Origin of the sequence: Rhizobium aethiopicum (genome assembly GCF_900094625.1) — a bacterium.
Classification (GTDB): Bacteria; Pseudomonadota; Alphaproteobacteria; order Rhizobiales; family Rhizobiaceae; genus Rhizobium; species Rhizobium aethiopicum.
Window position 1 is genome coordinate 350,055 of the sequence record NZ_FMAJ01000004.1, and the last position, 22,636, is coordinate 372,690.

Below are 22,636 nucleotides of genomic sequence, written 5' to 3' on the forward strand. Positions count from 1 at the left end.
ATCATATTCAGGGACTGTAGGCTGCGGATATCGCCTCTGAAGCGGCGGCTATATCTGCGGGATGGCCGGCTTGCCTGAGGGCTGTGCCGTAGGCCGCGACATTCGAAAGCACTGTCTGGAATGCGGCGCGCGGACCTGTGTGGTTCAGTCGTACGAGATGGGCAGCGGCCCCGGCGCCTGCGGCCAGGTCGACCCCCAGGCGTCCGGCGGCCGCGATCAGCCCGGCTGGCGCCAACTCCCCCGGCACCGGCACCGCCGTCACCAGATTGGAAGCCTTTGCCGCGGGCACCCATGTTCCGGCGCCGAGTGCGGTCAGCCCAGCCCGCGTCGCCGACGCCGCCAGCACATGGCGGGCGATGACGTCTTCTAGACCCTCGGCCTCGATGCGGTCGAGCGCTGCCTCCAGCGCAAAAAATTCCAGCGGCGCCGGCGTTCCCGGCAAGCCGCGCCTGCCATCTTCGACCCAGCTCTTCAAATCGGCCAGCGAGAGGATCGAGTCGCGCGGCCCGCCATCCTTGAGAATAAGATCCCAGGCGCGTTTGCTGACGGAAAGCGCGGAGACGCCGGCCGGACCGCCAAGCGCCTTCTGCGGGCCAATCACCGCGACGTCAACTCCGAGAGCGTCGACCTCGAGCCGATGGCCGCCGATCGAGGCGACCGCATCGACCACGGTGACGGTGCCGCGGCTGCGGGCAAGCGCCAATATCTCGGGGAGGGGATTGAGAATGCCGCTCGCAGATTCCGCGTGAACGACAGCGAGCACGTCGATATGGGGGCTGGCGTCGAGTGCCTTGGCGACGGCCTCGATCTCGATCGGCAGGCCGGGCTCGGCGACGATATTCCGAACGGTCGCACCGCCCCGCAGCAGCCATTGGCCGAACCAGCCGCCATAGGGACTGGAGACAATGTTGAGGGCTGAAAGGCCAGGGCGCGCGAGGCTGACAGCCGCCGCCTCCAGCGCCACCACCGCCTCTGCCTGCACCAGCAATATGTCGCCGCGGCAATGCAAGATGCGGCCGATCCTGTCGGCAAGCGTGCTGTAGCGCTCCGCGGGGTAGGAGGGCGCGCCATGCAGGGGATTCCAACCGAGATCGAACATGGGCGCCTCCTTCACAAGGCTTCGGTCATAAGACGGGGAACGGCTGCCACAAGCGCGCGGCCGGCATCAGATTGCGGCGCGGCAATGACGGCTGCTGCCGGACCGGTCTCGACGATCCGGCCGCCATCGATGACGGCGATACGGTGCGAGACGGCGCGCACCACAGCAAGATCGTGCGAAATGAACAGACAGGCAATACCCCGTTCTTTCTGCAGATCGACCAGAAGTTCGAGAATCCTGCCGCGCACCGTGACGTCGAGCGCCGAGGCCGCCTCGTCGAGCACCAACAGCGAGGGACGTGTGGCAATTGCGCGGGCGATCGCCACGCGTTGGCGCTGGCCACCGGAGAGCGCACGGACCGGCCGGCTGGCAAAATCGGCGGGCAGACCGACACGGTCGAGGAGCATCGCAATTTCGCCGCCCCGCCGCTCCCTCGGCACGAGTTCGTGGATCCGCAGCGGATCATCCAGCACCATGGCCACCGTCGCCAGCGGGTTGAAGGCTGCCAGCGGATCCTGGAACACCATCTGCATCCGTGCGCGTTTGCGGCGCAGCGGCGCACCGCTCAGCGCCAGCCAATCCTCTCCCTCGAAGCGGATCGCACCGGCATCGGCCGAGAGGAGCCGCAGCAAGATGCGCGACAGGGTCGATTTTCCGCTGCCAGAGGCGCCGACGAGGCCGAGCGTTTCGCCGGCGGCGATCGTCAGCGAGACATTATCGAGAGCAGCGACCCGCCGCCCGGACGAAGAAAAAACTTTCGAGACATTTTCGATGGAAAGCAGCATCGGGTTCATGCCGGCACCCCTGTGATCAGCGGCGGCGTCGTGAGGTCGCGATGGCTGGCGATGAGGGCGGCGGTATAGTCGCTCGCCGGCGCCGAAAGCACCGAACGGACGGGACCTGTTTCGACCAGCCGCGCATTGTGAAAGACGGCGATGCGATCGACGAAGCCGGAAGCGAGCGCGATGTCATGCGTGATGAAAACAAGCGTCATGCCATCCTCGCGCACCAGCCCGTCCAGGAGATCGATAATCTGAGCCTGGACAACGACGTCGAGTGCGCTCGTCGCCTCGTCGGCGATCAGCAGCGCAGGTTTTGCCGCGATTGCCGCCGCGATCGCCACGCGCTGGCGCTGGCCGCCGGAAAGCTGATGCGGGAAGGCCCGTAGCGCCCTTTCAGGTTGCGGCATCCGCACCCGCCCAAGCAAATCCTCAGCTCTTGCGTAGGCCTGTTTCCAGTTGAGGCCGAGATGCCGCCTGGGGCCTTCGGCGATCTGCTCGCCGATCGTGAGCACAGGATTGAGGCTGGAGCCCGGATCCTGGAAGACGAAGCCGAAATCGCGGCCGGGACGGGGCGGACGACCAAGGCCGGGCCAGCGCATTTCGCCGTCGACCCTCGCTCCCGCAGGCAAAAGACCGGCGAGCGAGCGGGCGAGTGTGCTCTTGCCGGAGCCGCTTTCGCCGATGATGGCCAGCCTCTCGCCGGCAACGATATCGAGATCGATACCATCGAGCGCGGGCGTGCCGTTTCTCCCACCTCGATAGGTGACCGAAAGCTTCCGCAGGCTGCAGAAAATGTCGCTCATGCCGCCCTCACGCCGTTCTCGGCCAGCGCCTTGCCGAGGCCCTCGCTGAAGAGATGGACGCCGAGCACGGTCACCGCGAGTGCGGCGCCCGGGATGACCGAGAGATAGGAGGCCGAACGCAGGACGCTGCGGCCCTCGGCGATCATCGAACCCCAGGTGGCGATATTCGGATTGCCAAGGCCAAGAAAGGACAGTGCCGCCTCGGTGAGGATTGCGCCGGCAACGATGGTGGCGGAAAGCGCCAGCACCGGCGGCAGCGCGTTCGGCAGAACCTCGCGGAAGGCTATCTCGGCCGGATGCATGCCGATTACCCCTGCCGAGGCGACGTAATCCTGCTCGCGGATTGCCAGCACCTGCGCCCGCATCAGCCGCGCCGGATCGGCCCAGGCGCCGAGCGCGATGGCAAGAACGACGACCGGCGTCGAGACGCCGATGGTGCTGACGAAGGCAAGGGCGAGCAGGAAGGCCGGCATGATCTGGAAGGCATCGACCACACGCATCAGCGCCTCATCGACGACCCCGCCGGCAAAACCGGCTGCCATGCCGACGCAGACGCCGAGGATCATGGCCGAAAAGGCTGCTGCAAGGCCGACCGCAAGCGAGGTGCGCGCGCCGTAGAGCAGACCGGCGAGGACATCGCGGCCAAGACGATCGGTGCCGAGGGGAAACGCCGGATCGGTGAGTGGGGCAAGCAGCGCGTGGCCGGCGATCCTCAGCGGGTCGCCGGGCGAGACGATGGGGGCAAGCAGGCCGGCTAAAAACAGCATGATTAGGATCACAAACCCAATCATGCCTTCCGGCTGGCGCAGGAAACGCTGAAGACGACTCATGCACCGCCCTCCGAGGCGCCGATGCGCGGGTCGAGTGCGGCATAGACGAGATCGACGAGGAAGTTGACCGCGATGACGAGGACGGCACTGGTGATGACGATGCCCATCAACAGCGGCGTGTCACGGCCGTTGACCGCCTCCTGCGCCAGCCGCCCGAAGCCGGGGATGGCAAAGACACTCTCGATCACCACGCTGCCGCCGAGCATGGCCGCCGATTGCAGCCCGAGCATGGTGACGAGCGGCAGCAGCGCATTGCGCGCGACATGGCGCAGCACGATGCGGCTGCGCGACAGACCCTTGGCGCGGGCGAAAAGCACGAAATCCAGCTTCCAGGCCTCGGCCATGCCAGCCCGCATCACCCGCAGGAACAAAGCGAGATAGATGAAGGCCAGCGCGCAGACCGGCAGGACCAGATGATCGGCAATATCAAGCGCGCGGGCAAGACCAGTCTTTCCGGACGCGATCGTCTCGATGCCGGCGATCGGAAACCAGCGCAGCTTCACCGAAAAGGCGATGCTGAGCACAAGGCCGAGCCAGAAGCTCGGAATGGCATAAACAACGAGCGAACCGATCGACAGCAGCCGGTCGCGTGCGCCGCCCGGCCGCGCGCCGGCAAGAATGCCGAGCGCCGAGCCGAGGCCGAAGGAAAGCGCAGTGGCACTCCCCATCAACAGCAGCGTGTTGGGCAGGCGCTCGGCGATCAGTTCGCCGACCGGCCGGTTGAAGGCGACCGACCAGCCGAGATCGAACCGGGCCAGCGAATAGAGATAGAGCCAGAGGCGTGCCAGCATGGACCGGTCGAGGCCGTAGCTTTCACGCAGCGACTGGATTAGTGCCGCGTCACCGCCCCCGATCGAACCGAGATAGGCGTCGACCGCATCGCCCGACGCGGATTCGAGCAGGAAAAAGGTGAAGATCACCACGATCAGCAGCACAGGAATGCTGCTGATCGCCCTGCGCCTCAGGAGGATAATTGCACGTTTCACGCCGGAGAGGGCCTCTGGAAGAGAATTGCCGCCGATCCTATCACGATTGCAGCGCGGTATCGCCCCAGTTCGAGACCGCCCAGCGCGGATTGTTCGAGACGTTGAGCACGGTATCGCGCGCGACGGTGATGAAGCCCCATTCCGCGACGTTGATCAGCGGCAGGTCGGCGACGACGAGCTGTTGGAACTTGCGGTAGAGATCGGTGCGCGAGGCCGTGTCGACGGTTTCGGAAGCCTGCAGGATGATCTTGTCGAGCTCCGGATTGGCATAGCCGCCCTGGTTGGAGAAGGGCACTCCATCAGGCGTGCCGGATCGGACGAGAATGGTGGTCGATATCGCCGGATCGCCGCGGAAGACCGGCGGGCCGACGGCGAGATCGAAATCGTGATCGGTATAGACAGCCTTCTGATGCGCGGCCGCGTCTGCGTTGACGATCTCGGCATCGATGCCGATTACTGCAAGCGCCTGGCGAAGATAATCGCCGAACTGCCGGGTCTCGTTGAAATAGGGCGCCGGGCGCAGCTTCAGCTTGAAGCGGTTGCCATCCGCTGCCTGTTTGTATCCCGCCCTGTCGAGAATATCGTTGGCGGCCGCGGGGTTGAAATCATAGGTCGCGACATCTGAAGTATAGAACTCCGGCGCATTCTTCGGAACCGGTCCGGTCGAGGCGGCGGCATAACCGAGGAAGATCGTGTCGACCACGAATTTCTTGTCGATCGCCTGCGCGATCGCCTGGCGGACCCGGAGATCGGCCAGTTCCTTGCGGCGGTGGTTGATCTCGACGACGAGCTGGTAGGTCAAGGCCTCGTAGCCCCTGGAAATCACCTTGATGCCGTCCACCTTGGAGATGCGGCCGAGATCGGCGAGCGGCACTGCCGAGAAGGCGGCAAGCTGAATTTCCTCGGCTTCGAGGGCCGCACCCGCCGCCTCGCGATCGGGCAGCACGCGGTAGATGATCTCGTCGAGTTTCGGCTGGTCCTTGTCCCAGTAGTTCTCGTTGCGCGTCAGCCGGTAATATTCGCCAGGCTTGTGTTCGGCGAACTTGAACGGGCCGGTGCCGACGAGCTTGTTGTTGGCCGGATTCGTGGCGATATCGCTGCCGTCGAAGATATGTTTGGCGACGACGCTTGTTACAACAGGCAGCGCGTTGCGGATGAGCTGGAACGGCGTCGGCTTGGAGAAGCGGAAGATCGCGGTGTAATCGTCGGGCGTGTCGACGGCTTCCAGATTGGCGAAGACCAGACGGCCGAGATTCTGCAGCGGCTTCCAGATATTGAGCGCGGAGAAGGCGACATCGACCGAGGTGAACGGCTTGCCGTCGTGCCAGGTCACACCGTCGCGCAGCTTGAAGGTGACAGAGAGGCCATCGGGCGAACCTTGCCAGGAGGTGGCGAGACGCGGCGAAAGCCCGTCCCTGCCATCGAAGGACGCTTCGGCAAGCGGCTCGATCACCTTGCTTGCGATGAAGAAGACGCCGTTCGAGGCGACGATGGCGGGGTTGAGGTTCTTCGGCTCGGAATCGGCCGCGACGACCAGCCGGCCACCACTCGGCGCGGACTGCGCTAAGGCCGGCCTGGCGAGCGCTGTGGAGGCAAGCAGCAGGGCGGTGCCTTTCATCAGCCTGCGCCGCGAGAATTCTGGAATGGTCATGCGCCCTCCTGATCGATCAAATTCCGAGCGCCCATATTCGAGGCGAAACACCGATTGTCATAGAGATAAATTCGAATGAGCAGGCTCCGCGAGAGATTTTTTGTCACCGAGCCATTATTGATCTAGCCGCTGCCGGCAAAGCGCCAGGGATCGATGCATTCGACGCCGAGCGGGACGAAATGGGCGACATTGCGGGTAACCAGCTTCAGCCCATGTTCCAGCGCCGTGGCGGCGATCAGTGCATCTGCGGATGGGCGTTTGTCTGCCGTCGGCAGCAGGCCGGCCCTCAGACCTCAAACACGTCGCTTTCCCCTGGTACCAACTCCAGGGGCCAGATGATGTTGCGGCCGCCATCCGGATAGAAAGCGCGATAAGCCGGCATGTGGGCGAGCAGCATCTGCCCAAGCGCAATACCGAGATCGTAGAGCGACAGGCGGAAGCAGCTGAGCGATGGCTGCAGGAAGCGTGCGCGTGGCGCATCGCGAAAGCCGATCACTGCAAGGTCGCGGCCGATCCGGATGCCTGCTTCCATCAGCCGGCGGTAAAGACCGATCGCCATCAGCTCGTAGATCAGGATGACCGCGGTCGGCCGATCTTCAAGCTGCAGCAGTTCATGCGCCGCCTGATAGCCGCCCTGTTCGCTCGACCTGACGCGAATGACGAGCGACGGGTCGAAGGGGATATCGTGCCGTTCGAGCGTGCGGCGATAGCTCTCGACAAAGACGTAGCCGAGGTTGACCTCGCTTGAGGGCGCGGTGATCGCGATCCGGCGATGGCCGCGCGCGACCAGCCTTTCGACAGCGCGTTCAGCGACACCCTCGAAATCGAGATCGACCCAGGGGTAATTGCCGGCCGAAAGGCTGCGGCCGACGGCAGCGAAGGGGATCTTTGCCCGCGAGAGAAGATCGATGCGCCGATCGATGCGCTGCGTATTGGAGATGATCATCGCATCGACGACACGCCTCGCCACCATGCGCTTCAGATATTCGCACGGGTCTTCGTCGGCCGGGCAGGGGAGCATGAGGAGGTCGAGTTTATGGCGGGCAAAGACATGCTGCAGGCCGCTGGTGACGCCGAGGAAAAAGTTGTCGGCATTTTCGACAGCTTCCTGGCTGGCCTCGATCATCAGCCCGATGACCTTCGTCTCCCCTTGCCGAAGGCTTCGCCCCGATTGATTGGCGACATAGCCGAACTCCTCGGCCGCCGCGAGCACGCGCCGGCGGGTTTCCTCGTTCACATCAGGCTTGCCGTTCAGTGCACGGGAGACCGTGCCGATCGAGATATCCAGGTGTTCGGCAAGCTGGCGAATCCCTTTCATGGCTGGCGATTCTCCTACGGTCCGCACTTTCACGTTTCGCCTCTATTGACAGCGCAAAATGTTTTCGCCTACAGTCGTAAACGTTTACGGGATGTGTGTCACCAGGAGAGTCGGCACCATTCCTTCGGAGGAAATCGTGAAATTCAGTGCCATTCTGTGCGGGTGCGGAGCTATGTCGAAAGGTTGGTTGCGCGCTATCGCGTCCAACCCTCAACTCGCCGAGTCCATCGCCATCGTCGGCCTCGTCGACCTGAACCGGGAGACGGCGGAAAAACTCGCTGCCGAGTTCGGTCTGGAAGGCGCCGTCATCGGTTCGGACCTGTCCGCCGTCATCACTGCCACGAAAGCCGATCTGGTCTTCGATATCGTCATTCCAACTGCCCGTTACGATGTCGTTTCGACCGCGCTCAAGGCCGGCTGCCACGTGCTCAGCGAAAAGCCGATGGCCGCCTCGCTGGCCGAAGGCGCTGCCCTGATCGATCTCGCCGCAGAGACCGGCCGCATCCATGCCGTCATCCAGAACCGTCGCTTCATATCGGGGGTCAGGCGTCTGCGCCGTTTCGTCGACAGCGGTGCGATCGGCGAACTCACCGGCATCCATTGCGATTTCTTCCTCGCGCCGCATTTCGGCGGCTTCCGCGAGGAGATGGACAATGTGCTGCTTCTCGACATGGCAATCCACACCTTCGATGCGGCGCGCTACGTCGCGGACAGGAAACCGCTCGCCGTCTACTGCGTGGAGCGCAACCCGAAGGGTTCCTGGTACCGGCACGGCGCCTCGGCGAACGCAATCTTCGAATTTTCCGACGACATCGTTTTCACCTATCGCGGTTCCTGGTGCGCCGAAGGCGAGCGCACCAGCTGGGAAAGCCAGTGGCGTCTCGTCGGCTCGAAGGGAATGCTGACCTGGGACGGTGAGGAGGGTTTCAAGGCCGCCGTCGCCGGCGAAGAGCCCGGTCTTCTGCGCGGCTTTGCTTCCGTAAACGTTCCCGGTCCGGAGCACGACGAGGAAACTCACGGCCATTCCAGCGTCATCGCTGATTTCATCGCGGCGATTCGCACCGGCAAGCAGCCCGAGACCGTCAATTCCGACAATATCAGAAGCCTTGCCATGGTCTTCGGCGCGATCGAAAGCGCCCGGACCGGCCGGCGCGTCGAAATTTCAGCATAGGATGACGTGACGTGAGCAACCCTGCAAAATCCATTCGCATCGGCACCATGGTCAGCGGCAACAAGGGCGATGCCGCCGCCCGCATCGGTGAGATCGCCGACCTCGGCTTCGAAAGTTTCGAACCCTTCTTCTGGCAGACGACCAAGGGCCAGAATCTGGCCGAACTCGGCAAGCGCTGCCTTGACGCAATTGGCGACCGCGATATCACCATTTCGACGCTCGGCATGTTCGGCAACCCGCTGGAAGAGGACGCAATCGACCTGGAGACGTTGCAGGGCTGGAAGGATTGCATCGACAATGCCCATCATTTCGGCGCCACCTGCGTTGCCGGCTTCACCGGCCGCGTCCGCGGCAAGCCGCTGACCGACAGCCTGCCGCGCTACAGAGAGATCTGGAGCGAGCTCGCCAAGCGCGCCGCCGATATGGGGATCAAAATCGCGTTTGAGAATTGCGCCATGGACGGCAACTGGGCGAGCGGCGACTGGAACATTGCCCATAACCCGGACGCCTGGGAGCTGATCTTCAACGAGACGCCCGATGACCATATCGGCTTGGAATGGGAACCCTGCCACCAGATGGTCTATCTGATCGACCCTCTGCCGCAGATCCGCAAATGGGCGCACAAGTTCTTCCACGTCCACGGCAAGGACGCGACCATCCGCTGGGAGGTCATCAAGGAACACGGCATCTTCGGCAAGGAGAAGTTCGTCTTCATGCGTACGCCGGGCTTCGGCGACAGCAACTGGACCGACATCATTTCCGAACTGCGCCTTGCCGGCTGGTCGGGCTCGATCGACATCGAAGGCTGGCACGACCCGGTCTATCGCGACGAACTCGAAATGACCGGCCAGGTCTATGCACTGAACCACCTCAAGCATGCCCGGGGCGGTGAATTCATCGCCGATCCGGCCTGATGATATCGTTTCCGGCAAGGAGGATTTGCCGGAAACGGGATAACCACAAAGGAGGAGAACCATGGCTATCCGCAAATTTGCAATTCTCGGCGCGCTGGCGCTTGCAGGCGTCTCGCTCTTCGGTCTTTCGGCCAAGGCCGAAGACGTTACCCTGACGCTCTGGTCGCTCGACAAGGACACCCAGCCGGCGCCGAACCTCGTCAAGGAATTCAACGCCCAGAACAACGGCATCAAGATCGAATACCGGCTGATCCAGTTCGACGATGTCGTCACCGAGGCGATGCGCGCCTACGCCACCGGCCAGGCGCCCGATATCATCGCCGTCGACAATCCCGAGCATGCGCTCTTTTCATCGCGCGGCGCCTTCCTCGATCTCACCGACATGATTGCCAAATCGGCCGTCATCAAGCCTGAAAACTATTTCCCCGGCCCGCTGAAATCGGTCGAGTGGGACGGCAAATATTACGGCGTGCCAAAGGCGACGAATACGATCGCGCTCTACTACAACAAGGACATGTTCAAGGCGAAGGGCCTCGACCCGAATAAGCCGCCGCAGACGTGGGACGAGCTGGTCGAGGATGCGCGCAAGCTGACCGACCCCGCGAAGAACATCTATGGACTTGCCTTCTCGGCCAAGGCGAACGAGGAGGGCACCTTCCAGTTCCTTCCCTGGGCCCAGATGGGCGGCGGCGGCTACGAGCACATCAATGCCGATGGCGCGGTGAAGGCGCTCGAGACCTGGAAGACGATCATCGACGAGAAGCTCGCTTCCCCCGATAGTCTGACGCGCGGCCAGTGGGATTCGACCGGCACCTTCAATTCCGGTAATGCGGCCATGGCGATCTCGGGCCCGTGGGAACTCGACCGCATGGTGCAGGAGGCGAAGTTCGACTGGGGCGTCACCCTGCTTCCGGTTCCCAAGGAAGGGGCTGAACGTTCCTCGGCCATGGGCGACTTCAACTGGGCGATCTTCGCCACCAGCAAACATCCGGCTGAAGCCTTCAAGGCGCTCGAATTCTTCGCCTCGCAGGACGACAAGATGTTTAAGAATTTCGGCCAGCTTCCGGCCCGTTCCGACATCTCGATCCCCGAGAGCGGCCAGCCGCTGAAGGACGCCGCCCTCAAGGTCTTCCTCGAACAGCTGAAATACGCCAAGCCACGCGGCCCCCATCCCCAATGGCCGAAGATCTCCAAGGCAATCCAAGACGCCATCCAGGCGGCGCTGACAGGCCAGATGAGCCCTAAGGACGCGCTCGATCAGGCGGCCGACAAGATCAAGGCTGTACTTGGTTGAGGAGCGGTTCGGCGCGGCCGAAGCAATCGATCCAATGAATCGATTGCAGCGACAAACGCCCGAAGCGCGAGCGCAGGCCGGGTCGCCACTTGCTCCCTCTTCTTCTCCCCATCGGGGAGAAGAAAAATCTAACCTTTCCTCCCGGCAGGGGCTGTCTTCCGCATCATGCGTCAGGCGGCCCCCGTTCGGGACATCGGAGGACTCATGAAGAGGATCCTGACGAGCGTCAGGGACGGCCGCGGTTTCGACATCGTCCTGGTCGCTTTTCCCCTTGGCTTTCTGTTCCTGATGGCGGGCCTGCCGCTCATCTACAATGTCGTGATGAGTTTCCAGGAGGTCGACATGTTCAGCCTCGGCACCTTCTCGCGCCCCTTCGTCGGCTTCAAGAACTACACAGATCTCTTCGCGCAGCCGGAAACGCTGCCGATCCTCTACAACACGCTCATCTTCGTCACCGGCTCGATCGCCGGCCAGTTCCTGATCGGCTTCGGCCTGGCGCTATTCTTCTGGGTCAATTTTCCCGGCGCTTCCTGGATGCGCGGCCTTTTCCTTGTCTCCTGGGTGATGCCGGGCCTCGTAGTCGGCGCCATCTGGAACTGGATTCTCTCGGGCGATTTTGGAGTGCTGAATTTCATCCTCAGGGAAAGCGGCATCATCTCCGGCAATATCTTCTGGCGCTCGGACCCGCATTATTCGCTTTATGCGGTGATCATCGCCAACATCTGGCTCGGCACCTCGTTCAACATGATCCTACTGTCCGTCGGGCTTGCCGGCATTCCTGCCGATCTCTACGAAGCGGCCGAACTCGACGGCGCCAATGTCTGGCAGCGCTTCTGGACGATCACGCTGCCGATGATGCGCTCGACGATCGGCGCCATCATCGCGCTCGGGCTGATCTTCACCCTGCAGCAGTTCGATCTTTTCGCCGCCATCACCTCGGGCGGGCCGAACAATTCGTCGAATGTCACGCAATATTGGGCCTGGGATCTTTCCTTCCGGCAATACGACTTCGCCAAGGGCGCAACGATCTCCGTCATCATGATCGTCTTCGTCATGTTCGCCTCCGTCGTCTACGTCCGCTCCACGCGTCATGAGGTGCGCGGATGAGCACGACGACGAACCGCGACCGCCTGATGCTGGCAATCTCGATCGTCATGGCGGCGATCTATCTCTTCCCGCTCTACTGGATGTACATCACCGCGCTGAAAAGCGGCTCGGAGATGTTCGCCACACCGCCGAGCTTCTGGCCTTCAGCGCCGCAATGGGGCACCTACACCTATGTCTGGGACAGCCGCGACATGGGCCGCTATCTCTGGAATTCGCTGCTTATCGCGCTCGGCGCCATGGCGCTCATCACCGTGCTCGGCGTCGGCTGCGCTTATGTGCTCGCGAGATACCGCAACGTCTGGGTGGATGTCGGCCTGTTCCTGATCCTGATGCTGCAGGTGCTGCCAGCCTCGCTGATGATCACGCCGATCTTCGTCGGCTTCTCGCAGATCGGCCTGCTCTCCTATCCGCGTCTTGCCGTCATCATCGCAATCGCGGCAAAGAGCATGCCCTTCTTCGTCGTTCTGGTGCGGGCCACCTTCATGAGCGTTCCCCAGGAATTGGAGGAGGCGGCCCTGGTCGACGGCAATTCGCGTGTCGGCGCCTTTTTCAACATCGTGCTGCCGCTCGCCCGGAATGGCATCCTCGTCAGCGCCATCCTGATCTTCATGCAGGCCTTCGGCGAATTCGTCTATTCGAAGTCGATGATCCAGGCGGCCGAGCTACAGCCGGCAAGCGTCGGTCTCAACTCCTTCATGGGGCCGAACACCAACGAGTGGAACAACATCATGGCCTACGCCACGATGTATGTGACGCCGATCCTCGCCATCTTCGTTCTCTTGCAGCGCCGAATCGTGTCCGGCCTCACCTCTGGAGCCCTGAAATGACCACGCAGATCGAGCTCAGAGGCGTCAACAAATATTACGGCGCCTTCCATGCCCTCAAAAATATCGACCTTTCCATCGCGAAGGGCACTTTCGTCGCCCTCGTCGGCCCTTCCGGCTGCGGCAAGTCCACGCTGCTGCGTTCGCTCGCCGGCCTCGAAAGCATCTCGACCGGCGATCTCAGGATCGCCGGCGAGCTGATGAACGGCGTGCCCCCGCGCAAACGCGACGTCGCCATGGTCTTCCAGTCCTATGCGCTCTATCCGCATATGACGGTGGAGGAAAACCTCACCTACAGCCTGCGCATTCGCGGCGTCGCCAAGGCGGAAGCCAAGAAGGCGGCCGATGACGTGGCGGCGACGACAGGCCTGTCACATCTTCTGAAACGCTATCCGCGCGAGCTTTCCGGTGGCCAGCGCCAGCGCGTCGCCATGAGCCGCGCCATCATCCGCCACCCGAAGGCTTTCCTGTTCGACGAGCCCCTCTCCAACCTGGACGCGGCGCTACGCGTCCATATGCGCAAGGAAATCCGGGCGCTGCATGACCGGCTGAACGCCACCTTCGTCTACGTCACGCATGACCAGGTCGAAGCGATGACCATGGCCGACCATGTGGTTGTCATGCGCGACGGCATCATCGAACAGCAGGGCGCGCCGCTTGACCTTTACGACCGGCCGGCCAACCGCTTCGTCGCTGGTTTCATCGGTTCTCCGGCGATGAATTTCATTCCGGCCGTCGCCGGGGAAGACGGCAAGAGCCTTGTATTGGATTTCGGTGCGGTGAAGCAGAAGCTTGCGATAGCACGCGCTGTCGAACCTGGGCGCAAACTCGTCGCCGGCATCCGGCCGGAGCACATCGAGGTGGTCGCGCCCGGGCAGGGCAGCTTCGACGTGCCGATCGCCTTCGTCGAATCGACGGGCTCCTCGACCTTCATCGTCGCGGCGACGCAGCCGGAACTGACGATCGTCGAGACGCGGCGCGACAAGGTCAGACCAGGAGAGATGATCGGACTTTCGGTCGACCCGGCCCAGGTCCACCTCTTTGACGCATCGACCGAGCGCCTGATATAACATCCGTCATTCGACGGCGCGGGCAGCTTCATAAAAATATCATCGGCCTCTGCGAAGGGAGTGGCTCCGCACGATTTCATTCCGTCATATCTGCAGCATCCGGATTTCTCCATGACATCCTCCCCGATATCAGCGCGCCTTTCCCCGAACGCATCGTCCCGCCTCGTCGTTCTTGCCGAAACGGTGTTGAAGGCGGGCGAGACGGCCCGCCGCTCGCTCAGGCGGCGAACATCCGGCGAAATGCTGGCCAAGGCGCCGCGCGATTACCAGACCGAGATCGACGTCGCCGTCGAGCGGATCATCGTCGAAGAAGTGACGAGGGCCTTTCCTGATTATGCCATCCAAGGCGAGGAGGCCGTCGGCAACCGCACCGCCGGGCCGGAGACGCCGATCATCTACATCGATCCGATCGACGGCACCACAAACTACGCCTGGGGCGTTCCGCATTTCGGCATGACGATTTCAATTGCCGAAGGCGGCCGGCTGGTCGCCGGTGTCGTCTACGACGCCATGCTAGATGAACTGTTCAGCGCCGAGATCGGCGGCGGCGCCTATCTCAATGGCGAGCGCATCCGCTGCGCCGATGTCACCGACATTGAAAACGTGCTGATCGGCGCCGGACTGCCGATCCCCGGCCAGGTCAAGGCGGTTTCGGAAGAAACCTATTTCGAGGCCATCAAACGTCTGATGGCCAATACGGCCGGTGTGCGCCGCCTCGGCTCGGCGGCGCTGTCGATCGCCTATGTCGCCTGCGGCAGGCTGGACGGCTTTTTCGAGGACGGGCTCTCGATCCATGATTTCGGCGCCTCGGCGCTGATGGTCGAAGAAGCCGGCGGCATCGTCACGCGGTTTTCCGGCGCTGACGTCGACGGGCGCGGCGATATCCTCGCGGCCAGCAAGTCGCTGCACCCCTGGCTCAAGGAAGGCTTATCAAATCAGGTATGACGGTGTCAGACCGGCAGCAGTCGACCGGCCTCCGCATCGCCCTTTGACGGCGTCGACTGATGCACGAGGGTGTTGTCACGGAAGGCGAAAAAGCTCGCAAAGCTGGGCTCGACCTTCATTCCGGCCAGGATCCGATCATCCGGCCCCACCATCGCCTTTAGACGGGTGCCATCGGTAAGATCGACATCGACCATCTTGTGGGTGCCGAAATCGACAGTACGGTGGACAGTCGCCGCATTCGCCCGATCAGAGAGGCGGATCGCCAGTGCTTCGGGCCGGCTGGCAAGCGTCACTGGCCCGTCTTCGACAGGAACGGTGAGCGGGAAAAGAGGATGCTCGCAGACGCCGTTTCTGATGTGGCTCTCAACAAAATTCATCGAGCCGATGAAACCGGCGACGAAGGCCGTCTGCGGCTGCCGGTAAATGGTGCTCGGCGGCGCGATCTGTTCGGTGCGTCCGTCACGCATGACGACGATGCGATCGGCAAGCGCCAAGGCCTCGTCCTGGCCGTGCGTGACGAAAAGGGTGGTGATGCCCAGGCGCTGCTGGATATCGCGCACTTCCTCCCGCAATCTTTCGCGCAGGTGCTGGTCGAGGCTCGCAAAGGGTTCGTCGAGCAAAAGGATCTTCGGCTCGAGAACCAGCGAGCGGGCGAGCGCGACACGCTGCTGCTGCCCGCCCGACAGCTGGCTCGTCATCCGCCGCCCGTAATCGGCAAGCCCGACCAGGGTCAACGCGTTCTCGACGCGCTCACGGATTGCCGCTTTCGGCAGCCGCCGCAGCTTGAGACCGAAGGCGATGTTGTTGAAGACATCCATATGGGTCCACAGCGCATGACTCTGGAACACCATGCCGGTCGGGCGCCGCTCGGGTGGCAGGTTCGTCACATCCCTGGCATCGATGCGGATCGTTCCGCCGCTCGGTCGTTCGAAGCCGCCGATCATCCGCAACAGAGTCGACTTGCCGGAACCGGACGGGCCGAGCAGACAGACGAGCTCGCCGTCGCCGACTTCGAGCGAAAAATCGCGAACGGCAAAGGTGGTCCCAAACAGCTTCGAAACGCCCTCGATCGCCAGATGTGCCATTCTCAAACCTTTCCCTGAATTTTGGTGCGTGACGCTTTACGCGCCAAAACCTCTCGCAAACGCGCCGGTGCCGACGACGCGGCGCGCGAACATCAGCGCGACAAAGGAGGGCACCCACAGCATGACGGAGAGTACGGCGCCGTATTGCACGACGATCTGGTTGTTGATGAAGCTGATCATCAGCACCGGCATAGTGCGGATCTCGGGCGCGCCGATCAGCCAGGCGCCTTCGGTTTCGTAAAAGGTGCCGACGAAGGTTAGAAGCAACGCCGCGGATATGGTCGGCGCGGCCTGTGGCAGCGTGATCGACCAGAAGACGCGCAGCGGGGTGGCGCCGGCATCGCGCGCCGCCTCTTCCATGCGCCGGTCGACATTCTGGAAGGCAGCGACCGGAATCCAGATCATCAGCATCAGCGTGCCAACGAGCTGGATCAGCACGACGCCCCAGAATGTGCTGATCAGGCCGAGCTGCAGAAAGATGCCGGCAATGGCGACGAGCAGCCCAAACTTCGGAAAGGCATGCGACGCCAGAAACGAGAGGAAGAGGATGTTCCGGCCGGGAAAACGCATGCGCGCAAAAGCATAAGCCGCAGGAAGGCAGATAATGGCGGACAGAACGGTGACCGTCGTCGTCAGCCGCAGGCTGAGGAGGAGAGCATTCCAGACATCGGGCCGCGCCAGCGTCTGGCCCCAGAAGCGCAGACCGAACTGTTGCGGGATCACAGAGGGATAGCGCCACACTTCGGTGAAGGCCCATGTTCCCACAACGAGGAGCGGCAGCGCAATGAACAGCGTCAGCAGGCATGCAAAGAGCAGGCCGATCCAGTCGACGCGGAAGGAGATGCCCGATCTGCCAGCGCTCATGGCCTGCCCTCCCGATTGCGGGCGATCGAACGGACATAGAAGATACCGAAGACCAGGCAGAAGCCGAAAGTGATGACGGCCTGCGTCATTGCGTTCAACGGATCGTTCATATCGGCGAAGGTGCGCTGCATGAACGGCCCCATCATCTCCGGCGATGCCGGGCCGAGCACGTAGGGAAGGGTGAAGGAGGAAAAAATGCCGAGCACGGCGAAGGAAGCAGTCACCAGCAGCGAATTGCCCATGCGCGGCAGGATGATCGAGATGAAGACCCGAAGTGGTCTCGCGCCGACATCACGGGCGGCCTCGATGGCGCTGTTCGAAACGGAGGAGAGCCCCGCCGTCAGCATCAGCACCGTCAGCGGAAGATTGTCCCAGACGAGGCCGATGACCGGTCCCCATGGCGTGAGATAGGGCGTGCGCAGCTTGGGCAGACCGACGGAATTCAGCAGCAGGTCGACGGTGCCGTTCGGCCCGATGGTTCTGATCAGCGCATAGGCCAGGATGATCGACGGCACGAACATGGGGAAGATCGCCAAGCCCTGCACGAAGGCCGCAAGGCGCCCCTGCGAGAAGCGAAGGTAAAGCGCGATCGGAAGCCCGATCGCCAGAAGCAGGACGCCGCAGACGGCGGTGGTCCAGAGCGTTACCCAGAGATTTGCGAGGCTGTAGCCGTCGGTGAAGAAGAAGCGGTAGGAGGCGAGCGAGAATTCCGTCGCCCCGTCAGGGCCTCGGACGAAGATCGTGCCGACGACCGCCGAGAAAATCGGAAAGATGATCAGCCATGCAAGCAGGAATACCGGCAGGGCAACGAGGAGGAGCCCGATCGCGCTCCCCCTGTTGATGGACCTGTGATGACGCCAGGCTGCCGGCGCAGTATCGGCGGACATCAGGTGCGGCTGATATTAGGAGCGACGTTGCGGTACCAGCCGTCATTGATCGCCGTTTCCCAATCGCCGCTCGGGAACGTCGGAATGGTGGACGGGATGACGTCGGCATATTTCTTGCGCAAATCGTCCGAGATATGATCCCAGGAGATGCCGGGGAAACCACCGATCTCGGTGATGATTGCCTCCTGCATTTCCTTGGTCAACATGAAGGCGGCAAGCTTCAGCGCTGCATCCTTGTTGGCGCCGTTCGAGAACACAGTCATCCTCGAGAAGCCGCCGCAAAGGGCGAGATCGCCAAGCTGCACCAGGCCAGTCGTATCCGGCAGCACGCCCTGGGCGATCGCCTGCAGCACCTGATCCGACCAGACCGGCACCATGGTGACAACGCCCTGTGCAAGCAGCTGGATCGACTGCGTATTGCCCGATGTATAGGCGCCCTTGTCATAGAGCGAGGGGGCGAGATCGCTGAGGATCTTCCAGGCCGGTGTCAGGGCCTGGCTGCCAAAGTCGGTGGTGAAGTTGTCGACCTTGAACTTGCTCGGATCGCGGCCGTTGGCTTCATGGATGGCGCGGCGGACGAAGTTGCCGCCCGAACCGCCCTTGTCGGGTCGGTTATAGATGAATTGGCCCGGATTGGCCTTGATCCATGCGGTCAGCTGCTCCCAGCTCTTCGGCGCATCCTTCGGGTCAAGCTTGGTCGTGTCATAGGCAAGCAGGACCTGCGAACCGCGATAGGGAAGGGAATAGGGGGTATCGAGGGCGAGCGGGTTGATACGGTCATAGCCTTCGATATTCTCGGCCGAGAGTTTGACCCAGAGGCCGGCATCGATGCCGCCGGACGGCAGACGAGGGTCGAAATGCTCGAAGAGATCGGCCTGCGGATCGGTTTTGCTTTTCAGGGCTGCGAGTGCACGGTCGGCAATGGCGCGCAGGCCGTTATTGTCGCCAGCGTCTGTCACCTTCAGGACGACGCCGGGATGGGCCTTTTCGAAGGCGGGACGGATAATGTTGTTCCAGAGATCGACGATGTTGGCATCCGAACCGCTGTAAAGGTCGATCGTGCCGGCCGCGGCCGATGCGAAGCGCGGAAGAGCCAGAAGACCGGCAGCGGCCGACGATGCGATCAGAAATTCACGCCTGTTCATAACCCTTCTCCATCAGGTGTCGCGGCTCTGCTCCGCGGATTGTCATAGGTCTTGCTAGCGCCGGCGCGTAACATCGACATGACAGGAACGACCCTGTTCGAAAGGAAATTGCACAGCTGTGCCGATTTCCGCCGTATGGAAATCGGCTGCGGGCGACACTATCTCTCCGCACACAAGGAGATTTCAAATGACCGAAGAACGTGCAGTACTCGCCGGCGGCTGCTTCTGGGGCATGCAGGACCTCATCCGCCGCTACAAGGGTGTGATTTCGACCCGCGTCGGCTATACCGGCGGCGATGTGCCGAATGCCACCTACCGCAATCACGGAACCCATGCCGAGGCGATCGAGATCATCTTCGACCCGGCCCGGATCAGCTATCGCGAAATCCTCGAATTCTTCTTCCAGATCCACGACCCGAGCACGCGCAACCGCCAGGGCAACGATGTCGGCACGAGCTATCGCTCGGCGATTTTCTACACCAGCCCGGAGCAGGAGCGCGTCGCCCGCGATACGATTGCCGATGTCGACGCTTCAGGCCTGTGGCCCGGCAAGGTCGTCACCGAAGTCGTGCCGGTTAGCGATTTCTGGGAGGCCGAGCCCGAGCACCAGGATTATCTGGAGCGGATTCCGAACGGCTATACCTGCCACTTCGTCCGGCCCGGCTGGAAGCTGCCGACCCGCCAGAAGATCGCCTGACGCTCTTCATGCATGCCGGCATCTGGATGCCGGCATGCATGCTGCTGCATCGACTTGCCGACCTCAGGACATCGTGTGGCCCGCGATTGCGTGCACCACCTCGTCGATGTCCAGATCATGAATTTCGTGTCCTCCGCCAATGATCCGGTGCAATCTTGCGTTCGGGGCGACACGTGTGAAGGCCTCTCCATGCCCGATTGGAAATAGCGGATCTGATGTGCCGTGGATTGCGAGTACCGGCTTCTCTATTCGGGATGCATGTAAGTTGGCCCCTTCATTTCCGCTCAACAGCATGAAGTGGTTCGTCGCACTGACAAACGATGGTGCGCGGTCCATATCGCGGGCGATCAGAGCGCTCGCGGCCTCGGCGTCGTGCGGATGCCTCGTACCGGCCAGCATAGCTGAGTCACGCCGCATGAAATCGGCGATGGCTTCAAGGTCGGACCAGTCGATGTTCTCGGCTGCGGCGGAATGTTCTTTGTAAGCTGCGGTGGAGGAGGGCAACTCGCCGACGCCAACTGGCGACGAACTGATCACGGTGAGCGTCCGTACGCGCTGGGGATGGCGCAGTGCGGCTTCTTGCGCAACGAAACCGCCCATCGACATGCCCACCAGATGCGCGGCTTCAATTCCATAACCATCGAGAATGACGACGGCATCGTCGGCCAGATCGCCAAACGAATAGCCCGGCTCTCCCGGCGGATAATACGTCGAAAGGCCGGTGTCGCGCTGGTCGTACCGGATGACGTAGCGCCCTTGGGCGGCGAGTTCCTCACAGAACCTCTCCGGCCACCACAGCATCGAAGACATCACTCCCATGATCAACAACACGGGCGGGTGGGCAGGATCGCCGAAGGCCTGGGTGTGCAGTTGCGCATCTTCGAATGCGACGATCTTTTCTGCGACGAGAGTTGCTCCGGTCATTTCCATACCTCAATCTTTCCGATTGCAGTTTGCAACTAGTCTTCATCTTGCATAACTGATCCTAATATGCAATCTGTTTTGAGAGATATGCGAAACCCTCCACGCATCCGACTGACGATTGATCCTCGAACAAGCAGAGTGAGTGTTATGGCCTTGGATCGTGCCGACTTTTACGACGCGGAATTGGCGAGACACAATCGGCATCTCCGAATTGCTGCCGGCGTTGGCCCCGGTGACCGGGTGCTCGATATCGGCTGCGGCGCGGGGCAGACGACGCGCGAGGCCGCCCGCGCCGCACTGCAGGGAGAAGCGGTCGGGGTGGATACTTCCGACGAGATGCTCGACGTCGCCAGGCGACGCAGTGCTGCGGAGGGTTTGCGAAATGTGGTGTTCGAGCAGGCAGACGCGCAATTCCATCCCTTTCCGGCTGCCAGTTTCGATCTCTGCATCAGCCGGTTCGGCGTGATGTTCTTTGCCGATCCGGCGGCGGCTTTTGCCAATATCGGCCTGGCGATGCGGCCGGGAGCGCGGCTTGTGTGGATGGTATGGCAAAGCCGGGAACGTAACCCGTGGTCTGGCGCCATACGGCAGGCCCTGACGCACGGAACTGCGGTTTCGGCAGGTGGTCCCGATCCGTTTTCGCTTGGCGATCCTACCATTGCGAAGGACCTTCTGAGCGCTGCAGGTTTTACGTCGATCGACTTCGCCGACGTGCGAGAGCCGGTCTACTATGGACCGAACGTCGATGCGGCGTCCGAGGCGCTCGCCGGCTTCTATCTGGTGAAGGACGCGCTCGCACACACCGATGAAGCGCCCGGCAAAGCGCTGCAGCGTCTGCGCGATTTGCTGGAGGCGCATATGACGCCGGAGGGTGTGTTTTTCGACTCCCGCGCCTGGATCATCACAGCTCGCCGAGCAGGCGTTGTCGCGTCTCAATAGCGCGGTGCGTAATCCAGGCCGCCGTCGATCCGAGCCGGACGCCCGTCCAGGAAAAGCTCGCCGATGCGCGGCGCCGAGCGGGCGACGACCTTGCCGCGGCGGATCACCGCCAGCCGGTTTGGCTTCAGCCGCAGCGCTTCCAGCGTATCGCGCGCCTGGAGGATGACGAGGTCGGCATTGCATCCCTTCTCCAGGCCGTAGCCTGAAAGCCCCATCGTCTTCGCCGAATTGACGGTCAGGGCGTCGAAGATCTTCTTCTTGTCGTCGATGCCGGCCATCTGTCCGACATGGATCGCCATATGGCCGACCTCCAGCATGTCGCCCGATCCCATCGAATACCAGGGGTCCATGACGCAATCATGCCCGAAGGAAACGTTGAGCCCGGCGTCCATCAATTCCCTCACGCGGGTCATGCCGCGGCGCTTGGGGTAAGTATCGTGCCGTCCCTGCAGCATGATGTTGATTAGCGGATTTGGGATGACGTTGATCTCGGCCTCCGCCATCAGCGGGATGAGCTTGGAGACATAATAATTGTCCATCGAGTGCATCGAGGTGAGATGCGAGCCGGCGACACGTCCCTGCAGGCCGAAGCGGATGGTCTCAGCCGCCAGCGTCTCGATATGGCGCGACAGCGGATCGTCGGTTTCGTCGCAATGCATGTCAACCGGCAGGCCGCGGTCGGCGGCGATGCGGCAGAGCGCCTCGACCGAGGCCGTACCTTCGCCCATCGTCCGCTCGAAATGCGGAATGCCGCCGACGATATCGACGCCCATGTCGAGCGCCCGGCTGAGCGCATCGATGGCGCCCGGCGAGCGGTAATAGCCGTCCTGGGGGAAGGCGACCAGTTGCAGATCGATATAGGGCGCCACCCTTTCGCGGACCTCGATCATCGCCTCGACCGTCACCAGCCTGGGGTCGCTGGTATCGACATGGCTGCGGATGAAGAGCAGGCCTTGGGTCACCGCCAGATCGCAATAGCGCAGCGCGCGATCGACCAGCTCTTCCCTGGTCACGATCGGACGCAGCTCGCCCCAGAGCGCGATGCCTTCGAGCAGGGTGCCGGAGACGTTCATGCGCGGCAGGCCGAGCGACAGGGTGGCGTCCATATGAAAATGCGGATCGACGAAAGGCGGGCTGACCAGCCTTCCGGTTGCGTCGATTTCTTCGCCCGCCTGCGCCAGGAGATTGCGCTCGACGGCGATGATCCTGCCGCCCTCGATGCCGATATCGATGCCGGTGCGGCCATCGGGGAGATTTGCGTTTCTGACGATCAGATCGAACATCGGAGCCTCGTTGGATGT

The 22,636-nt window shown here is 62.4% G+C and carries 23 protein-coding genes; 9 read left to right on the forward strand and 14 right to left on the reverse strand.

The annotated features are described in order from the left end of the window. Positions 1-7: 7 nt before the first annotated feature. The 8 genes from GA0061105_RS11420 to GA0061105_RS11455 form a co-directional block, all read right to left on the reverse strand. Positions 8-1,099 carry a pyridoxal-phosphate-dependent aminotransferase family protein gene (locus tag GA0061105_RS11420; RefSeq protein WP_092750232.1) on the reverse strand — a complete coding sequence of 364 codons (1,092 nt, stop codon included), beginning with the start codon at positions 1,097-1,099 and terminating at the stop codon, positions 8-10. A gap of 11 nt (positions 1,100-1,110) precedes the next feature. After that, positions 1,111-1,893: an ABC transporter ATP-binding protein gene (locus tag GA0061105_RS11425; RefSeq protein ID WP_092750233.1), complete on the reverse strand. Its 783-nt coding sequence runs from the start codon at positions 1,891-1,893 to the stop codon at positions 1,111-1,113. Beyond that, positions 1,890-2,684: an ABC transporter ATP-binding protein gene (locus GA0061105_RS11430; protein WP_092750234.1), complete on the reverse strand. Its 795-nt coding sequence runs from the start codon at positions 2,682-2,684 to the stop codon at positions 1,890-1,892. Before GA0061105_RS11430 ends, GA0061105_RS11425 begins: the two co-directional genes overlap by 4 nt. Beyond that, complete coding sequence (locus GA0061105_RS11435; RefSeq protein WP_092750235.1) at positions 2,681-3,514, reverse strand: ABC transporter permease; 834 nt, start codon at positions 3,512-3,514, stop codon at positions 2,681-2,683. The genes GA0061105_RS11430 and GA0061105_RS11435 overlap by 4 nt, the downstream gene beginning before the upstream one ends. Continuing rightward, complete coding sequence (locus tag GA0061105_RS11440) at positions 3,511-4,500, reverse strand: ABC transporter permease (protein ID WP_092750236.1); 990 nt, start codon at positions 4,498-4,500, stop codon at positions 3,511-3,513. Before GA0061105_RS11440 ends, GA0061105_RS11435 begins: the two co-directional genes overlap by 4 nt. 40 nt (positions 4,501-4,540) lie before the next feature. After that, positions 4,541-6,151 carry an ABC transporter substrate-binding protein gene (locus GA0061105_RS11445; RefSeq protein WP_092750237.1) on the reverse strand — a complete coding sequence of 537 codons (1,611 nt, stop codon included), beginning with the start codon at positions 6,149-6,151 and terminating at the stop codon, positions 4,541-4,543. Positions 6,152-6,273: 122 nt separating this feature from the next. Continuing rightward, on the reverse strand, positions 6,274-6,441 hold the full coding sequence (locus tag GA0061105_RS33325) for a PIN domain-containing protein (protein ID WP_425348764.1): 168 nt from the start codon (positions 6,439-6,441) through the stop codon (positions 6,274-6,276). After that, entirely contained in the window at positions 6,438-7,469 is a 1,032-nt protein-coding gene (locus GA0061105_RS11455; protein WP_092750238.1) for a substrate-binding domain-containing protein, read from the reverse strand. The genes GA0061105_RS33325 and GA0061105_RS11455 overlap by 4 nt, the downstream gene beginning before the upstream one ends. A gap of 136 nt (positions 7,470-7,605) precedes the next feature. Here GA0061105_RS11455 and GA0061105_RS11460 point away from each other — a divergent pair, with 136 nt between their 5' ends. The 7 genes from GA0061105_RS11460 to GA0061105_RS11490 all read left to right on the forward strand — a co-directional run bounded on the left by GA0061105_RS11460 (position 7,606) and on the right by GA0061105_RS11490 (position 14,794). Further along, positions 7,606-8,640, forward strand: a complete 1,035-nt coding sequence (locus tag GA0061105_RS11460; RefSeq protein ID WP_092750239.1) for a Gfo/Idh/MocA family protein — start codon at positions 7,606-7,608, stop codon at positions 8,638-8,640. An 11-nt stretch (positions 8,641-8,651) separates the two neighbouring features. After that, a complete protein-coding gene (locus tag GA0061105_RS11465) occupies positions 8,652-9,554 on the forward strand; it encodes a sugar phosphate isomerase/epimerase family protein (RefSeq protein ID WP_092750240.1) in 903 nt (300 codons plus the stop codon). A 61-nt stretch (positions 9,555-9,615) separates the two neighbouring features. Further along, a complete protein-coding gene (locus GA0061105_RS11470; RefSeq protein ID WP_092750241.1) occupies positions 9,616-10,848 on the forward strand; it encodes an ABC transporter substrate-binding protein in 1,233 nt (410 codons plus the stop codon). A gap of 204 nt (positions 10,849-11,052) precedes the next feature. Then, positions 11,053-11,955 carry a carbohydrate ABC transporter permease gene (locus GA0061105_RS11475; protein WP_064696656.1) on the forward strand — a complete coding sequence of 301 codons (903 nt, stop codon included), beginning with the start codon at positions 11,053-11,055 and terminating at the stop codon, positions 11,953-11,955. Beyond that, entirely contained in the window at positions 11,952-12,782 is an 831-nt protein-coding gene (locus tag GA0061105_RS11480) for a carbohydrate ABC transporter permease (protein WP_092750242.1), read from the forward strand. Before GA0061105_RS11475 ends, GA0061105_RS11480 begins: the two co-directional genes overlap by 4 nt. Next, on the forward strand, positions 12,779-13,849 hold the full coding sequence (locus GA0061105_RS11485; RefSeq protein ID WP_092750243.1) for an ABC transporter ATP-binding protein: 1,071 nt from the start codon (positions 12,779-12,781) through the stop codon (positions 13,847-13,849). The genes GA0061105_RS11480 and GA0061105_RS11485 overlap by 4 nt, the downstream gene beginning before the upstream one ends. 111 nt (positions 13,850-13,960) lie before the next feature. Further along, positions 13,961-14,794, forward strand: a complete 834-nt coding sequence (locus GA0061105_RS11490; protein ID WP_064696821.1) for an inositol monophosphatase family protein — start codon at positions 13,961-13,963, stop codon at positions 14,792-14,794. Positions 14,795-14,799: 5 nt separating this feature from the next. Here GA0061105_RS11490 and GA0061105_RS11495 read toward each other — a convergent pair whose 3' ends face one another. The 4 genes from GA0061105_RS11495 to GA0061105_RS11510 are packed head-to-tail and all read right to left on the reverse strand — an operon-like array spanning position 14,800 to position 18,775. Next, positions 14,800-15,879: an ABC transporter ATP-binding protein gene (locus tag GA0061105_RS11495; protein WP_092750244.1), complete on the reverse strand. Its 1,080-nt coding sequence runs from the start codon at positions 15,877-15,879 to the stop codon at positions 14,800-14,802. Positions 15,880-15,915: 36 nt separating this feature from the next. Continuing rightward, positions 15,916-16,743, reverse strand: coding sequence for an ABC transporter permease (locus tag GA0061105_RS11500; RefSeq protein WP_092750245.1), 828 nt, complete (start codon positions 16,741-16,743; stop codon positions 15,916-15,918). Continuing rightward, on the reverse strand, positions 16,740-17,630 hold the full coding sequence (locus tag GA0061105_RS11505; protein ID WP_092750246.1) for an ABC transporter permease: 891 nt from the start codon (positions 17,628-17,630) through the stop codon (positions 16,740-16,742). The genes GA0061105_RS11500 and GA0061105_RS11505 overlap by 4 nt, the downstream gene beginning before the upstream one ends. Then, entirely contained in the window at positions 17,630-18,775 is a 1,146-nt protein-coding gene (locus tag GA0061105_RS11510; RefSeq protein WP_092750247.1) for an extracellular solute-binding protein, read from the reverse strand. Before GA0061105_RS11510 ends, GA0061105_RS11505 begins: the two co-directional genes overlap by 1 nt. Positions 18,776-18,962: 187 nt before the next feature. Between GA0061105_RS11510 and msrA the strand changes: the two genes are divergently transcribed. Then, positions 18,963-19,472 carry a peptide-methionine (S)-S-oxide reductase MsrA gene (gene msrA / locus GA0061105_RS11515; protein WP_092750248.1) on the forward strand — a complete coding sequence of 170 codons (510 nt, stop codon included), beginning with the start codon at positions 18,963-18,965 and terminating at the stop codon, positions 19,470-19,472. A gap of 63 nt (positions 19,473-19,535) precedes the next feature. Here the strand turns inward: msrA and GA0061105_RS11520 are convergent, their stop codons facing one another. Further along, positions 19,536-20,402 carry an alpha/beta fold hydrolase gene (locus GA0061105_RS11520; protein ID WP_092750249.1) on the reverse strand — a complete coding sequence of 289 codons (867 nt, stop codon included), beginning with the start codon at positions 20,400-20,402 and terminating at the stop codon, positions 19,536-19,538. 141 nt (positions 20,403-20,543) lie between these two features. On the opposite strand from GA0061105_RS11520, the gene GA0061105_RS11525 reads away from it, so the two are divergent. Then, on the forward strand, positions 20,544-21,335 hold the full coding sequence (locus tag GA0061105_RS11525; RefSeq protein ID WP_092750250.1) for a class I SAM-dependent methyltransferase: 792 nt from the start codon (positions 20,544-20,546) through the stop codon (positions 21,333-21,335). Here GA0061105_RS11525 and GA0061105_RS11530 read toward each other — a convergent pair. After that, positions 21,329-22,618 carry an amidohydrolase family protein gene (locus GA0061105_RS11530; RefSeq protein WP_092750251.1) on the reverse strand — a complete coding sequence of 430 codons (1,290 nt, stop codon included), beginning with the start codon at positions 22,616-22,618 and terminating at the stop codon, positions 21,329-21,331. The two genes, GA0061105_RS11525 and GA0061105_RS11530, sit on opposite strands and share 7 nt — an antisense overlap. Between the last annotated feature and the right edge of the window lie 18 nt (positions 22,619-22,636).